The sequence below is a fragment of the Pediococcus acidilactici genome, assembly GCA_024970065.1.
GTDB lineage: Bacteria > Bacillota > Bacilli > Lactobacillales > Lactobacillaceae > Pediococcus > Pediococcus acidilactici_A.
Window position 1 is genome coordinate 369,321 of sequence record CP103908.1, and the last position, 14,420, is coordinate 383,740.

At 43.1% G+C, this 14,420-nt stretch carries 14 protein-coding genes; 9 read left to right on the plus strand and 5 right to left on the minus strand.

All coding sequences use genetic code 11. The annotated features are described in order from the left end of the window. The first annotated feature begins 156 nt into the window (after window positions 1-156). From NYR25_01705 to NYR25_01715, 3 genes are read left to right on the plus strand one after another with little or no spacing between them, the layout of a single operon-like run. The gene (locus NYR25_01705) at window positions 157-588 is read left to right on the plus strand and encodes a GNAT family N-acetyltransferase (protein UWF34148.1); all 432 of its coding nucleotides are present in this window, start codon (window positions 157-159) and stop codon (window positions 586-588) included. Then, entirely contained in the window at window positions 588-1,697 is a 1,110-nt protein-coding gene (locus NYR25_01710) for a YibE/F family protein (protein ID UWF34149.1), read from the plus strand. Before NYR25_01705 ends, NYR25_01710 begins: the two co-directional genes overlap by 1 nt. Continuing rightward, window positions 1,690-2,454, plus strand: coding sequence for a YibE/F family protein (locus NYR25_01715; protein UWF34150.1), 765 nt, complete (start codon window positions 1,690-1,692; stop codon window positions 2,452-2,454). Before NYR25_01710 ends, NYR25_01715 begins: the two co-directional genes overlap by 8 nt. 284 nt (window positions 2,455-2,738) lie before the next feature. Here the strand turns inward: NYR25_01715 and NYR25_01720 are convergent, their stop codons facing one another. After that, window positions 2,739-3,677 carry a magnesium transporter CorA family protein gene (locus NYR25_01720; protein ID UWF34151.1) on the minus strand — a complete coding sequence of 313 codons (939 nt, stop codon included), beginning with the start codon at window positions 3,675-3,677 and terminating at the stop codon, window positions 2,739-2,741. A 108-nt stretch (window positions 3,678-3,785) separates the two neighbouring features. Here NYR25_01720 and NYR25_01725 point away from each other — a divergent pair, with 108 nt between their 5' ends. The 4 genes from NYR25_01725 to map are packed head-to-tail and all read left to right on the plus strand — an operon-like array spanning window position 3,786 to window position 6,560. Then, window positions 3,786-4,520 (plus strand): TerC family protein, encoded by a 735-nt coding sequence (locus NYR25_01725; GenBank protein UWF34152.1) that lies wholly within the window; start codon window positions 3,786-3,788, stop codon window positions 4,518-4,520. A 40-nt stretch (window positions 4,521-4,560) separates the two neighbouring features. Beyond that, the gene (gene trxA / locus NYR25_01730) at window positions 4,561-4,890 is read left to right on the plus strand and encodes a thioredoxin (GenBank protein UWF34153.1); all 330 of its coding nucleotides are present in this window, start codon (window positions 4,561-4,563) and stop codon (window positions 4,888-4,890) included. Then, entirely contained in the window at window positions 4,877-5,737 is an 861-nt protein-coding gene (locus NYR25_01735) for a DegV family protein (protein ID UWF34154.1), read from the plus strand. Before trxA ends, NYR25_01735 begins: the two co-directional genes overlap by 14 nt. A 40-nt stretch (window positions 5,738-5,777) precedes the next feature. Then, window positions 5,778-6,560 (plus strand): type I methionyl aminopeptidase, encoded by a 783-nt coding sequence (map, locus tag NYR25_01740; protein UWF34155.1) that lies wholly within the window; start codon window positions 5,778-5,780, stop codon window positions 6,558-6,560. A gap of 420 nt (window positions 6,561-6,980) precedes the next feature. On the opposite strand, the gene NYR25_01745 is transcribed toward map, so the two are convergent. Continuing rightward, window positions 6,981-7,355 carry a VOC family protein gene (locus NYR25_01745; protein UWF34156.1) on the minus strand — a complete coding sequence of 125 codons (375 nt, stop codon included), beginning with the start codon at window positions 7,353-7,355 and terminating at the stop codon, window positions 6,981-6,983. A 118-nt stretch (window positions 7,356-7,473) separates the two neighbouring features. Between NYR25_01745 and NYR25_01750 the strand changes: the two genes are divergently transcribed. After that, window positions 7,474-9,021: an ATP-binding cassette domain-containing protein gene (locus tag NYR25_01750; protein ID UWF34157.1), complete on the plus strand. Its 1,548-nt coding sequence runs from the start codon at window positions 7,474-7,476 to the stop codon at window positions 9,019-9,021. 80 nt (window positions 9,022-9,101) lie between these two features. On the opposite strand, the gene NYR25_01755 is transcribed toward NYR25_01750, so the two are convergent. Both NYR25_01755 and NYR25_01760 read right to left on the minus strand, forming a co-directional pair. Beyond that, a complete protein-coding gene (locus NYR25_01755; GenBank protein UWF34158.1) occupies window positions 9,102-9,953 on the minus strand; it encodes an aldo/keto reductase in 852 nt (283 codons plus the stop codon). A 160-nt stretch (window positions 9,954-10,113) separates the two neighbouring features. Next, the gene (locus tag NYR25_01760) at window positions 10,114-11,028 is read right to left on the minus strand and encodes a proline-specific peptidase family protein (GenBank protein UWF34159.1); all 915 of its coding nucleotides are present in this window, start codon (window positions 11,026-11,028) and stop codon (window positions 10,114-10,116) included. A gap of 184 nt (window positions 11,029-11,212) precedes the next feature. On the opposite strand from NYR25_01760, the gene NYR25_01765 reads away from it, so the two are divergent. Next, a complete protein-coding gene (locus NYR25_01765; GenBank protein UWF34160.1) occupies window positions 11,213-11,995 on the plus strand; it encodes a biotin--[acetyl-CoA-carboxylase] ligase in 783 nt (260 codons plus the stop codon). On the opposite strand, the gene NYR25_01770 is transcribed toward NYR25_01765, so the two are convergent. Then, a complete protein-coding gene (locus NYR25_01770) occupies window positions 11,940-14,396 on the minus strand; it encodes a Xaa-Pro dipeptidyl-peptidase (protein UWF34161.1) in 2,457 nt (818 codons plus the stop codon). The genes NYR25_01765 and NYR25_01770 overlap by 56 nt on opposite strands. Window positions 14,397-14,420 lie beyond the last annotated feature (24 nt).

Sequence of the window (14,420 nt, forward strand, 5' to 3'; positions counted from 1 at the left end):
CAAATATAAATGCAATTTTACCATAGATTGTTTAAAGAAATCTTAAGGGGTCGGTTCTAAAGAAAGAATAAAATAAAATTTTAATAAATTTTCAAATCCGTGAAGAAATTGTTGTAAGATGGGCTTAATAATTTGATTTTAGAAAGGAAGGTCATGATGGAAGCTAAAATGGTTAAGGGAGCAACGGGCCCTGTCTACATGGATGCGTTGGCGTTACGGCGACAAGTTTTTGTGGAGGAACAGGGAATCGATCCCGCACTTGAATTTGGCGCTGACGAAGATTTTTATACATATTTTGTGGGTTACGAAGACGAAACACCAGTAGTGACGGCTCGTACCCGACGCACGGAAGAAAACACTTGGACAGTACAACGGGTGGCCACCGCAAAAGAATCACGACGCCATGGCCTTGCTCAAGAACTTTTTGAATACATTGAAACGCAAGGGCGGCAAGCCGGTGTTGAAAAGATCCGTTTGCACGCTCAAGCAACTGCGGAGCCGTTCTATTTTGCAATGAATTATGAGCGTACTGGTGGTCCAGAAATGGAAGCAGGGTTATTACACTATTGGATGGAGAAAAAACTCTAATGCGGTGGAAATCTCAAATTGGATTAATACTAGTGGTTATATTAGCCGGCCTTTTCGTAGTTGGGATGGTACAGCATGACGACGCGATTTACCGGACTCCGTTAGGCCGAATTGAACGGGTTACTAATTTAAAAAAGGTCTCGCAAACCGACAACTTTAATAATCATGATTACCGTGCTAAGCAACGCCTCCAGATTAAAATTTTAAACGGGAAACACCGGGGGCAAACGGTGTCGGTAAAGAACGAGTACAGTGGTTCGCAAGCGACCGATTTAAAATACCGCGTAGGCCAGACGGTGCTATTGCACTTTAACGGAAACGGACGCCGGGTGAAGGGTGCAACGATATTAGACTTGAAGCGGGACGTCGCCATCACGGTGTTAGTAGTGATTGCGGTCGGGCTACTGATTTTAATGCGGCGAACCGGAATTCACGCAATTGTCAGTGTGTTATTAAACATGGTGCTCTTTTTTATTGCCGTGGAAATTGATGTGCAAGAATCTGGATATGCAGTATTGGCAATTTTTAGCGTGGTCGCGGTGTTGTTTAGCGGCATCACCCTTACCTTAGTGTTAGGGTGGAACAAAAAAATGTTGGTTAGTCTATTAACAACTTTGGCGGGAACTTTCAGCGCAATGTTGATTGGTGGACTTGTATTTAGTTTGACGGGGAACGGTGGACTTCATTTTGAAACCATGGAGTACGTGACCCAAAATCCCGAACCACTCTTTTTAGCAGAAACGGTGCTGGGATCGCTGGGTGCCGTAATGGATGAGTCTACCGATATCATCGTTAGTTTGGCAAAACTGCGAAAAGAAAATCCACAGATTTCAATGAAACAACTGTGGATTTCGGGACGCAACATTGGGAAAACCATTATGGGCCCCCTCCTGAACGTATTGTTCATGATTTTTATGGCCGACACCTTTTCTATGATGGTACTTTATTTGCGCAACGGGAACAGTTGGCAGTACGCCTTCGAGATGAACATGCAGTTAGGCTTTGTGCAAAGCTTAATCAGTGGGATTGGAATCGTACTGACGGTGCCAATTGCGAGTTGGCTAACGGGCGTCTTTTTTAAAACTAAGGGGGTGCCGACTAATGGTTAGTGCAACGTTAATTTTAATGATCATCTTGGCAATCTTAATGGTTATCGTTGGCGGAGCAACCGGATTGCGCGCCTTTTTAAGCATTATTTTAAATTTTGCGGTACTGTTCGTAAACATTGCCTTAATTTCATGGGGCTTTCCGGCGTTGACGGTGACCATTATCAGCAGTCTAATAATTTTAGCAATTACAATTTTCATGGGGAGCGACGACGATCAGATTACGCAAAACGCATTTTATAGTTCAGTATTAGTTTTGTTGGTTTTGATTGGGTTAATTTTAGTTATTCACCCCCACTTAATGATTCAGGGATTTGGTAACGAAAACAACGAAGACCTTGAAGGAATGTCGTTATTAATTGGCATTAAGTTTAGTGACGTAATTACTTCAACAATGATTATTAGTTCATTAGGGGCAGTTGCGGAAGCTTCGATTGCCGTATCGACGGGAATTCAAGAACTAATTGAAACTACGCCAGATTTAGATTTGACCAAACTTTTTAGCCACGGTTACGAAATTGGAAAAGAAATTATTGGGACCGCCTTGAATACTTTGTTTTTCGGTTTCTTTGGTAGCTTTTTAGGCTTATTTATCTGGTACGTCAAGTTAAATTACCGCTTTAGCGAATTTTTTAATAACAAAATTTTTGCGGCAGAATTTTCGATGATTTTGATTGGTTTCATCGGAGTAATTAGTACGGTGCCGTTGACGGCGTGGGTAACGCAATTAAGAGTGCGGAGAAACCCGGATAAGACTTGAGGACTAACTGAATTACGGGACTAATTGCGAGTTTGGCAATTGGTCCCGTAATTTGGTTAGCCGGAGAGTCTTGGGTTTCGGAGCACGCTTCGGCAAGGTAGCAAAGAAGCGCCAAGGCATTAATCGCGGTTTAAGCGATTGATGCCTTAATTTGGTTAGCCGGAAAAGACTGAGTTTTTTGCACGTTTCGGCAAAATGATTGGATAACCATAATAAAAAATACAGTATTTCAAACCAGCATGAAGAAATTTTTTAACGGTTTGAAATACTGTATTTTTGTGGAATTATTTTTTGAAGAAGTTACTCCAGTTAACGATTAGATAAACAATTAGAATTAATAAGGAAGAAATTTCTAAGGTGACGAGCCAACTCCAATCCTGATCCGCTAGCGGTAATTTAACGTTTTGCCCAAAGAAGCCAAAGACAATGTTAGGAACCGCTAAAACAATCGAGAGAATTGTTAAGAATTTCATGGTATTATTCAAGTTATTGTCTAAAATATCCGAATAGGATTTAGAAACTTGTTCGATAATGTCTGAAGATAGCTGGGCCATTTCTTGACTTTGCTCAGATTCAATAATGATTTCCTCCAACCGATTGCGTTGGGCCTTAGTCAAGTTGAGGTTGGGGAGACGCATCATGCTATTAAGCAACGACGTGTTGGACTTTAAAGAAGTCAATAGGTAGATTAAACTAGTTTCTAATTGCAACATGCTTTGAATGCCACTATGGTTTAGGCGGGTTTTAAATTTATCTTGGATTGCTTGGCGATCGTAATTAATTCGGGAGACCGCGTCGTTAAACCGCATGGTGAGTTCATAAATCGTGTTGAAAACGGCATTCACCATTAGGGAGCTGTTCAGCTGCACGGGCTTATTGAGCGTTTTTCGAAGTAAAGCTTTTAAATTACGATCCATAATTTTATTAACGTAGTGGGTAGAATCGTGAGTAAAAATTACCAGCGCCTTTGGCAGAAATAGAAAAGCCGCCGGTTCGGTCTGAATTCCGGCGTTAAACTGGGAACTTAAAGCGTGGAAAATAATCAAAAAACTGTTATTTTCTTCGTCAATTTCCGCACGGGCACGTTCGTTAGGGTCAATCGCGTAACTTAGCGTTTCGGAAGTGGCGTGGTAAGTTTTTACTAAGGTCTGTAATTCCAAAGTGCTCGGATTCGAGACTTGGATCAGCGAAAAATCATTCACGGTTTTGCTTACTTTTAACATAATCTGGTCCTCGTTGTTTGTATTAACCTAAGTGTAACCCTTAATGGGTGAAAAAATATACTAAATCGATTAAAATATATTATTTGGAGCTTAAGGGAGAAATCTATATTGAACATTTTAACAAATTTATACGGTCCCTTCTTCGACCTCAACAATTGGAAGACGGTACTAGAGTCCAGTTCCGACTGGCTGGTTATTTTATCACTGGTAATGATTGAATGTTTATTATCGGTGGATAATGCCGTAGTCCTTGCGACCCAGACTCAAGTACTGGGAGATAAGGTGGAAAGGGAGAAATCATTATTTTACGGTTTGTGGGGCGCGTACCTATTCCGATTCTTAGTCATTGGAATTGGAACGTACCTCATTCACCTATGGGAAATAAAAATCATCGGGGCACTTTACCTTGCTTACCTAGTATTCCGATATTTCGACAAGCGCAAACGGGGGCGTCGAACCCGCAAATTAGTGAAACCACAAGGTAGAATTTCACTTTTTTGGCGGGTGGTAATCCAAATTGAATTTATGGACATCGTCTTTTCAATTGATTCGGTACTGGCTTCGTTGGCGATTTCTTCTAATCCAGTCATTGTGTTGCTGGGTGGATTAATTGGAATCTTAGCGATGCGGGGAATTGCCGAAGTGATCATGAAATTAATGCACCGGATTCCGGAGCTAGAGACAATGGCCTACGTGCTGATTGGAATTATTGCCTTGAAGCTTTTCTTGTCGATTCCCGCAATTGACATTGAAATTAACTCGGGAATTTTTGCCGGAATCGTAATGCTTGCATTCTTGATTACGATTGCGATTCACTACCTCAAAAAAAGCGCACGCAAATAATGCTATAATCTATATACTATAAACAAAAAGGAGACTCCTCATGGCAGCTACGGTAACAAGTGAAAATTTAGCTGAAGTAACTAAAGATGGACTAACCATTGTTGACTTCTGGGCCCCTTGGTGTGGTCCCTGCAAGATGATGGAACCTATTTTAGAAAATCTGGAGCAAAGTTACGGGGACCAAGTTCATTTTGGCAAGCTTAACGTTGACCACAACCAAGAACTGGCCCAATCGTTTAAAGTAATGAGTATTCCTTCATTAGTTTTATTTAAGGATGGCAAGGCAATCGAAAAGGTTACTGGCGTTTATCCCGAAGCAAAACTAGCGAAATATATAGAGAAGAAGATTAATGAAAATGAATCAAAGTAAAACGGCAATTGTGATCGATAGTTCGGCTAACCTTGATCCTGCGATAGCGCGGAAGTATAACATTACGGTAGTTAATCAACCAATTATGTTTGGAAAGCACGTCTATCACGAAAACGTTGATATTGATGCGGATGAATTTTACCGCATGTTGAAATTAGAAAAGTACCATCCCACCACTTCGCAGATTCCGATTAAGGAAATGCAAAAGGTTTTTGCAAAACTTGCTGCACAAGGCTATACGGCGGCTCTGTGCATTGGATTGTCAGGCGGCTTGAGTGGCTTCATCAACAGCCTTTCCGCTTCTGTGCCGGTAATTAAAGAATTGCAAGTTTATCCTTATGATTCGGGCTCAATTTTAGCTGGACAAAGTAACGCAGCTATTTTGGCGGCTAACCTGTTAGAAAGCGGTGTGGACATCCACGAAGTTTTGCGGCAGTTGCGCAAGTACCGTAGTCAAACGGAGGTTTATTTGGCGGTCAACAACGTTAAAGAGCTTCAAATTTCTGGGAACATTGCCAGTCGGACGTCGTTGGTAAGCTCATTTTTTGGTATGCGCCCAATTTTAACGATTAATCGGCAAGGTCGCTTGGAGATGGTCGGTAAAGAGCGCAAGATAAAGAATGCCATGGAAGCAATTAGTGAAATTTTCGCTCAACAAGTGGTTGACTACCGCCATTTGACGGTTACGGTAGTTGATGCTGACGACGCGGATCGCAGTATGCAGTGGCAAAGTGAGTTGAAAGTCCAGTACCCAGGATTGCACGTGGACTCCTGCACAATTGGCCCTTACGTGGGGACCTATACGGGAAGCAAGGCAATTGGGTTAATTTGGTCGCCAAAGTTGTGATACCATAGTAATTAGGTTAATTAAGAAACGGGTGGATGAAATGATTACATTGAAATCAGAACGTGAAATTGAAGGAATGCGGAAAGCAGGCGCAGTTTTAGCGGGGATGCATATTGGACTTCGCGATGTAATTAAGCCAGGAATTTCTAGCTGGGACATCGAAAAATTCGCGCTTCGCTATTTAGACGAACACGGCGCAGTTCCGGAAGAAAAGGGCTTTGAAGGTTACGAATACGCAACTTGCGTGAGTGTTAACAACGAAGTATGTCACGGTTTTCCGCGCAAAGATTTAATTTTAAAGGAAGGCGACTTAGTTAAAGTCGATACCGTAGTCAGCGTAGACGGCTATATGGCAGATTCCTGCTGGGCATTTGCGGTTGGCGAAGTTAGTGACGAAGTTAAGAAATTAATGGAAGTTACCAAGAAAGCTTTGTACCTTGGAATTGATCAAGCCGTTGAAGGAAACCGAATCGGTGATATTGGCCACGCAATTCAAACTTACGTGGAAGATGAAATGGGATACGGTGATGTTCGTGAATTTGTTGGTCATGGTATTCAACCAACGATGCACGAAGATCCAATGGTACCGGGCTATGGCGAAGCTGGTCACGGTCCACGGCTCCGGAACGGAATGACCATTACTATTGAACCAATGGTAAATACCGGAAGTTGGCAATGTGATACGTCTGCTCCAGACGGTTGGACGGTTACTACCATGGACGGCAGTTTGTCTTGCCAATACGAACATACTTTAGTGGTTACGCCAGATGGCCCTAAGATTTTAACTTCACAGGATCCAGTGGGGGACGCTAAGTACCTTTAATACAAATGATTAATTATTAATAATAGAGGCTGGGAATTTGGCGTTCCCAGCCTCTATTTTTGTAATATGGGTGTAGATTTGTTAGGTTGCGAGATGGTCGAAACGTGCACTAAGCCCCCAACTCTCTGCGGTTAACCAAATTAATTCATCAATCGCTAAACCCACGATTAATGAAACTTGTTCTACTGTGAGATGGTCGAGACGTGTTCCAGCCCTCAGAGTTCTGCGGATAACCAGATTTGATCCTTAACCGCAGAACCCAAAGTTAGAGGAGCGTGTTCTACTGCGACAAAGTCGAAACGTGCTCACAGTCCCAACTCCTTCCGGTTAACCAAGTTTTAAGCTCAATCGCCAAATCCACGATTAAGCTTAAAACTCAGTTAATCCTCAGGAGCTACCCGGCACTGGGAGCACTCTGATTTAATAATTCGCCACTTCCACCACATTTCCGTCCGGGTCCTTTATCAATAGCGATTGGACCTTTCCGTGAGTTCCTTGGCGTTGCTTTGGTTCATCGATGATTTCCACAAAGTAGCTCTTTAAATGGTTGACAATTTCGTCCATCGGATTTTTGGCAACCAGTGACAGTGCAATACTTCCGGAAGTTGGTTGTGCCGGAGCAATTGCCGGTTGTGCGTCCTTAGTTGTAAAATAGATTCGCTGCTTCCCCGCACGTACTCCCGGGAATGGAGCGTCGGTTAGGATTGGCATATCAAAGACCTCGTGGTAAAAACGTTCACTGCGAGCAACGTCTGCCACGGTTAGGGTAATATGATCAATTTCTCGAATATTCATAATCTATAAATCCTCCTTGTAACCTGTACAAGTATAGCATAGGTAAATTCAATTGACGTTTTGTGGTAGTTCATGCTACGGTGGTTACTAGTTATTTTAAAAAGACAGGGTGAAAAAAATGAGTTTGCTATCAGTTGAACATCTGAGCCACGGTTTTGCGGACAAAGAACTGTATGAAGATGCAAGTTTCGAACTGAATAAAGAAGATCACATGGGAATTGTCGGGCAAAATGGTGCCGGTAAAAGTACGCTAATTAAAATTTTGACTGGCGAAACTTTACCAGATAAAGGCCGGATTGTTTGGCAAAATAAGGTCACTTACGGATATTTAGACCAGTATGCGGATATTCCGCAAAATGATACGTTGTATGAGTTCTTAACCACTGCGTACGCAGATTTGTTTAAGCAACGTGATTTAATGGAAAAATACTACGCCGAATATGCCGAAAATTTGGATGACAAATTGTTGGAAAAGGCGGGCCGAATCCAAGAAAATTTGGATGCCAACAATTTTTACGAAATCGATACCGAAATTAACCGGGTAATGACCGGTTTAGGACTTGATGACATTGGTAAAGATCACATTGTCAGTGAAATGAGTGGGGGCCAACGTTCCAAAATTATTTTGGCAAAGCTCCTACTGCAAGATCCCGACGTATTGATTTTAGACGAACCGACCAACTATTTGGATACTGCGCACATTAATTGGCTGGCAGACTACCTTAACGGCTTCGAGGGAGCTTTCATGGTGGTTTCTCACGATTATGAATTTCTGCAAAAGGTAACCAATTGTATTTGCGACGTTTCGTTTAACAAAATTACTAAGTACCGGGGCGATTTCCAATCCGCAATGCGGCAAAAGGAAGCGCGGCAAGAAGCACAACTAAAGGCTTACGAAAAGCAACAGGTGGTCATTGAAAAGGCCGAAAACTTTATCCGCAAGAATAAGGCTGGCCAACGCTCGACAATGGCGAAATCCCGGGAAAAGATGCTTAATCGGATGGAAAAGATCGATCCGCCTAGTGAAAACTTGAAGGGGCATTTCGATTTTCCATACCTAGATACGGGCTCGCAAAATGCCGTGGCGGTTAATAAGTTAGCCGTTGGTTATGGTAAAAAGCAACTTTTGGAACCAGTGACTTTCTCCATGGTGGCGGGTGAAAAAGTGGCCTTCTCTGGGTTTAACGGAGCCGGAAAGTCGACGTTAATTAAGAGTATCTTAGGTTTGATTCCGGCTTTAGGTGGGGAAGCTCATTTTTCACCATCAGCTAAGGTAAATTACTTTAGCCAAGAATTAGTTTGGGATAACCCTGACTTAACGCCATTACAAACGATTCAAGAAAAATATCCGACCATGTTACCAAAAACAATTCGGACTAAGTTAGCTAAGTGTGGAATCAACGCAGCGGATACCCAAAAGCCCATGCACCAACTAAGTGGTGGTGAGCAAACTAAGGTTAAGCTAGCTTTGATGGAATTAATTGAATCCAACTTCTTGATCATGGACGAACCGACCAACCACCTTGATGATGAAACCAAGCAAGCCCTAAGCGAAGCTTTGCAACGCTTTAAAGGAAATTTAATCGTGGTGTCTCATGAAAGTAGTTTTTATAACGGTTGGATTGATAAAGTGATCAACGTGGAAAAATTACGTTTGGATCGCTAAAACTTAATTACAACAAAAAAACGGAGCCCAACATCAACAAGATGTTGGGCTCCGTTTTGTTTAGCGATTAGTAATATTAACTAGAACGTTGCTGTATCGGGGTCGGTTGGGGCACCTGCTTGACCATGGAAGCCATCGATGGTTTTCATGTCGTCAGCAGATAGTTCGAAGTCGAATACTTCGGTATTTTGTTGAATACGATCCGCGTGGACAGACTTTGGTAATGGCAAGAAGCCGTGTTGCAATGACCAACGAATAACTACTTGGGCCACCGACTTGTGGTACTTTTCAGCAATTTCCTTAAGTTCGGGAATGCTGAAGATTTTACCAGTTCCTAGTGGGCTGTAAGCTTCGGAAAGGATGCCGTGTTCTTTGTTATAAGCAACCACTTCGTCTTCGGTGTCGCTAGGGTTGAGGAAAATCTGGTTAACTGCGGGAGTTACCTTAGCAGTTTTCAATAACTCATCCAAGTGATGGGGCCGGAAGTTTGAAACTCCAATTGCCCGAACTTTGCCAGCTTCTAGAGCTTCTTCCATTGCACGCCACGATTCAGCGTTCTTTTGTTGCCATTCATCACGGAATTTAACGGGGTTAGGCCAGTGAATTAAGTACAGGTCAAGGTAGTCTAGACCAAGCTTTTGCAAACTTAAATCAAGGGCTTTTTTCGTTGCTTCGTAACCGTGGTCTTCGTTCCATAGCTTAGAGGTGACAAAGAGGTCTTCGCGGGCAACGCCACTGTCTTTAATGGCTTTTCCCACGCTTTCTTCGTTGCCATAGGCTGCAGCAGTATCGATATGACGGTAACCAGTATCTAAAGCAGCTTTAACTGCTTGGTATGCTTCTTCACCATCTTTAGATTGCCAAGTTCCAAAACCAATTACGGGAATTTTAACCCCGTTATTTAAAGTATAGGTATCGGTGAGTTTATTCATGAGAAATTCCTCCTTTATTTAACCTTACTTACTATATGATAGCTTTTTTGCCTAGAATTAACCAGCCATAAGCCCGAAAATTTGCCAGGGGATATGCAAAAAAGGTGGTGGGAATAAAAAATAGAGGGCGGAAAAAATCCGGTCCTCTATTTAGAAACTACTATTTATTAAAAGTACCTGCTTCTACTTCGCGAAGGTAGTCGGCAAGGTGCTTGAAGTAAACGGGAGCGTTATCGATCATGTGATGATGACCGCCGTCCGGAGTAGTAACTAACTTAGCGTTAGGGATTACTTCAGCCATCCGTTGTGCCGACTTCAATGGCATTGTTTCATGTTCACCAAAAGTTAACAAGGTTGGTACCTTGATGTTATGAATTTGGTCGCGAACGTCCCATTCCTTCAACTTACCAGTAACAACGAATTCATTGTCGCCTTGGAAAGCGTTGTAAACGGGAGTTGCCATGGTTGGAACCAAGTGACGAATTGCCACTGGTTGTTTACGATCTACGTAACCAGCATTAAGCACGTCAACTAGTTTTTGGTAACGTTCGTTATCCCAGTCTCCGGACTTTTCGCAGTCACGCATGAATTGAGCATCTTCAGGAGCAAGAGCTTCGTCCCGAATTGCGTCTTGATGTTCAAGGTATTCATCGATATTATCAACCATGGAAGAGATGATGGCACCCTTTAAGTGTTCACCGTACTTCAATGCGTACATCATGGTCAATGCGCCACCCCAAGACTGACCGATCAAGTAGAAATGGTCAATGCCAAGTTTTTGGCGAACTTCTTCCACTTCATCGAGGAAGTAGTCGTAGCTGAGGTATTTTTCAGCAATTTCAGGGTCGGAGTAGTCGGGTTGGTCAGAATACCACGAACCCAGTTGGTCATAATAGTGAACTTGAACGTCCAAACCTTGTTTTAAAAGTTCGTCGTGGAAGTTTTCCCAATATTCGTGGTTACCACCGGGACCACCATGAAGGGCCAAGAGGTGGATGGAGTCGTTAGTACCATCCGTATGTGACCATAAGTGATATCCGTTATCTAGTGTTAAAATTGTTGTACCTTGTTTCAAGATATTTCACCTAGTTTCTTAAATTTAAGCCTATAATAGCAGATTTATTAGAAAGTGACCAGATTAAATGAGAAGCGTTTAAGCGTAAAAAATCGCGGAAATGCTGGTATAACCGACTTAGTGCTTAAATTAAAAAATTAGAAAAAATTAATTATTTTCTGCAGCTGATTAAGGAGTAATTTTAATGCAAATTAATGTCGCACGACTACAAAATGAATTTCCAGATGAAAAAATTGAATATTTTGACCAAGTCGGCTCTACCAATGACGTAGCTTTTGCGCGGGTGCAAGAAAACCCTGGAGTGGCGGGAATGGTGATTGCTAACCAACAAACCGCCGGGCGGGGAACTAACCAACGCCAATTTTATTCACCAACGACGGGAATTTACTGTTCGATTTACCTCCCCTTAGGTACCAAGGATGTTTTACATCCCGGGCGCGTAACGGCAAACGTGGGCGTAATCGTTGCCGAAGCGGTGCACCGAGTTTTTGGGCAACCCCTCGGTATTAAATGGGTTAATGATTTATATTTACATAACCAAAAGGTGGGCGGCATCCTATGCGAAGCCGTATCCAGTGACGATAACCAACTAATTGGGTTGGTGATTGGGATGGGGCTAAATATCTTAACAACGACCTTTCCCCAAGCGATGTTACGAACGGGAGGGCCGATTGCTACCCAAGCTAATCCCGAACAAGCAACCGACCTATTAATTGCAATTAACCAAGCTATCCAAAAAAAGCGCCAGACACTCGCGTCTGACGCAATTGATGCAAAGTATTTAGAGCTGTCGATTTTACAAAATCAATGGGTGATCATTGCCCAACCTGAAGGCCAGCTTACTGGAAAAGTAACGGGGATCACACCCGAAAACGAACTGGTAATTAACGATGGTCATCAAGTGCGGACCGTTACGAACGGTCGGATATTACGTTGGCAAGCCGCACCTTTAAGTGGCTTTGATTAAGTTGCAACGAATATTGCAGGTCTTGGTTACCCCGAATGGTGGTTTCAAAGTCGGTGGCGTAAATTACCAATCCTAATTGGTGGCCTGCAGGTAGGTGATAGAACGTTGGTTGCAATTGGAGCGTTACGTCATAGAATTGATTAGGAACAACCTTGTCAACCCGGTAGTTGTTAGTCCGGTTCTGCAGATTAATGTGGCCCTTGCTAATCATTTTCCACGGGGTGACGCTCTTTTGTTGCGTAAATTCTCGCAAGTCGTCGGTTCGCCAGTCGTAACTACCGCTTAATGAACGGGGCTGGATTAGGCTTGGAGAAACGTTTAGGCGCCGGGCATCGCCGAAATCAACTAGTTGAAAACTAAGCATCCCAAATGGTTTATTAACCGCCACATTAACTTTAACTTCGGCCGCACCATCAATGTACCAGTCGCGATCAAGTTGAGCCGACTTGAAAATCAACCGGTTATCCCGCATTTGATTTTTACCATTGGTGGCGTGTTCCGTATTAAGAAGGTCGGTATGCCACTGCGTAAGGTTATTTTTGTACATTTCAAAAACTTCCGGATCGAGGACGTCTTTAAACGAGGCGGCCTCGTTTTTAGTTGGCAAGTTGGCGTCCACAAGGGTTTTGGCTTGAAGAGTGAATTCGCGCACTTCGTCATTTGCATCTTGCCAATCGGGATAAGTATGCCAAGTTTCGGGTTCCACGTTGTCTTGGATAATTACGTTTGGCAATACTTCAGGAGCGTTATTTTCCACGCCAAACAATTTATAGCTCAACCATAAGTTCATCATGTCGGTAAAGTCGATGGACCGGAAGTTGTTGATGTAAATGTGCTGCCCTTGATGAAGAATAACTTTTTTATTAATTGGTAGATCACGAACGGCATCCCACAGGTTAGCAACGTTGCGAGGTTTAACGTTCCAGTCATTCAAGCCGTGCACTAAAATTAGGTCAGCCTTGATGTTTTTGGCTTGGTTAAGGTAGTTGCGACTATCCCAATAACGGGAATAGTTACCGCTCTGCCGGTCTTGATCATGGTTGATACGGTTTAGAACTTGATCAAATTTTCCACGAACTTTCAAAGCATCCCCAAGGTCTTTTTGCCGACTAAAGACTTCGGCAGCGAGGACGTCCATATCTTCACCTTGGAAAGTATCGGGAGCTGCTACCAAACCGCCGTCCCGGTAATAATCGTACCAACTTGAAATGGCTGCTTCCGAGATGATGGTTTCGAGACCTTCGACCCCGGTAGTGGCTGCCGCAGTGGCTAACGTACCTAAGTAAGAACGACCGGTCATGGCGATTTTATGGTTGCACCAGTCCGCCTTGATCTCAATGTTATCAGTTTTGTTAGTGAACGCTCGCCGATTTCCCGCAAGCCATTCAATAATTGCCGTGGTAGAAATGGTTTCCGCAACCGAACCGGTATCTCGAAGTCCTTCTGAATCACGAGTTCCAATCCCCGCCGCGTAAACTACCGCAAACCCACGAGTTAGAAAATAATTATTTAAGGTGTAAGGTTGTTCGCGGGCAAAGTGTTCGCAAGCATGTTCAGCTTGCCCCTTAACTTGTCGTTCGGGTGGTAGTTCTGGAGCGTAAGGTTTAGCCGTTACGTCTTCACGAGTGAGGCGGTTGACTGGTTTTTCAGTTAAAGGTACGTCAACATCATGAGTTACTTGCTCTCCCCAATGGTCGTTAGTTCCTTGGTTGTAGGGGCTTGCGGTATACAAAATCGGAGCTCGGTAATCCTGATTAGTTTGAGCTGGGCGTAAAATTTCTGCTTTTAGTAAATCACGTTTGCCATCGTGGTCGGTATCTAACGGAGCTTCTACGTAAACGACCTCCCGAATAATCTGGTGAGGATCAAAAACGGCTTGAGCCTTTCCATTAAAGAATAACGGAGCGGTCGTGGTTGCATAAAATGGGGTGAAATAACCTTGTTGGGTAAGGTGATCAAGGTAGGTTTCTCCATTTTTGGTGTGAGTCGTTAAAATGGCGTACCAGGCATGGGCGACGTCTGCGCTAGTTTCAAGAGCATCAAGAGCAATCCGAGGTAAGTTGATTTTAGCAACTGCGGCTCGGGGGTCGGTAACTGCAAAATCAATTCCGGCTTCGAATTGTAAAAGCTGCAAAGAGATCAAATAAAAAATGTCCAGAGTTAAGGGTTCGGCACCCGCAAAAAAATCTGCCGCAGTTTGGTTAGGCGTTGCAAGTAGGTTGCCTAACTTTTGTTGAAAAGTGGACTCTTGGGTGCTGATTAAAAAGGAGCGTCTGAGAAAATCCTCAAACTGTGCCTTAGGATTGGCAAGCAATTCCTGATCGATAAAATGAATTGCCTTTAGTTCTTTAATTTCTTCATCTTGGTCAATATCGATTCGGCCAAATTGATTGTTTTTCATAAAAAATCCTCCACAGTGGTTTAT

Coding starts and splice junctions, on each gene's coding strand:
- NYR25_01705 (UWF34148.1), top strand. CDS start 157: ATGGAAGCTAAAATGGTTAAGGGAGCAACGGGCCCTGTCTACATGGAT.
- NYR25_01710 (UWF34149.1), top strand. CDS start 588: ATGCGGTGGAAATCTCAAATTGGATTAATACTAGTGGTTATATTAGCC.
- NYR25_01715 (UWF34150.1), top strand. CDS start 1,690: ATGGTTAGTGCAACGTTAATTTTAATGATCATCTTGGCAATCTTAATG.
- NYR25_01720 (UWF34151.1), bottom strand. CDS start 3,677: ATGTTAAAAGTAAGCAAAACCGTGAATGATTTTTCGCTGATCCAAGTC.
- trxA (UWF34153.1), top strand. CDS start 4,561: ATGGCAGCTACGGTAACAAGTGAAAATTTAGCTGAAGTAACTAAAGAT.
- NYR25_01735 (UWF34154.1), top strand. CDS start 4,877: ATGAATCAAAGTAAAACGGCAATTGTGATCGATAGTTCGGCTAACCTT.
- map (UWF34155.1), top strand. CDS start 5,778: ATGATTACATTGAAATCAGAACGTGAAATTGAAGGAATGCGGAAAGCA.
- NYR25_01745 (UWF34156.1), bottom strand. CDS start 7,355: ATGAATATTCGAGAAATTGATCATATTACCCTAACCGTGGCAGACGTT.
- NYR25_01750 (UWF34157.1), top strand. CDS start 7,474: ATGAGTTTGCTATCAGTTGAACATCTGAGCCACGGTTTTGCGGACAAA.
- NYR25_01755 (UWF34158.1), bottom strand. CDS start 9,953: ATGAATAAACTCACCGATACCTATACTTTAAATAACGGGGTTAAAATT.
- NYR25_01765 (UWF34160.1), top strand. CDS start 11,213: ATGCAAATTAATGTCGCACGACTACAAAATGAATTTCCAGATGAAAAA.
- NYR25_01770 (UWF34161.1), bottom strand. CDS start 14,396: ATGAAAAACAATCAATTTGGCCGAATCGATATTGACCAAGATGAAGAA.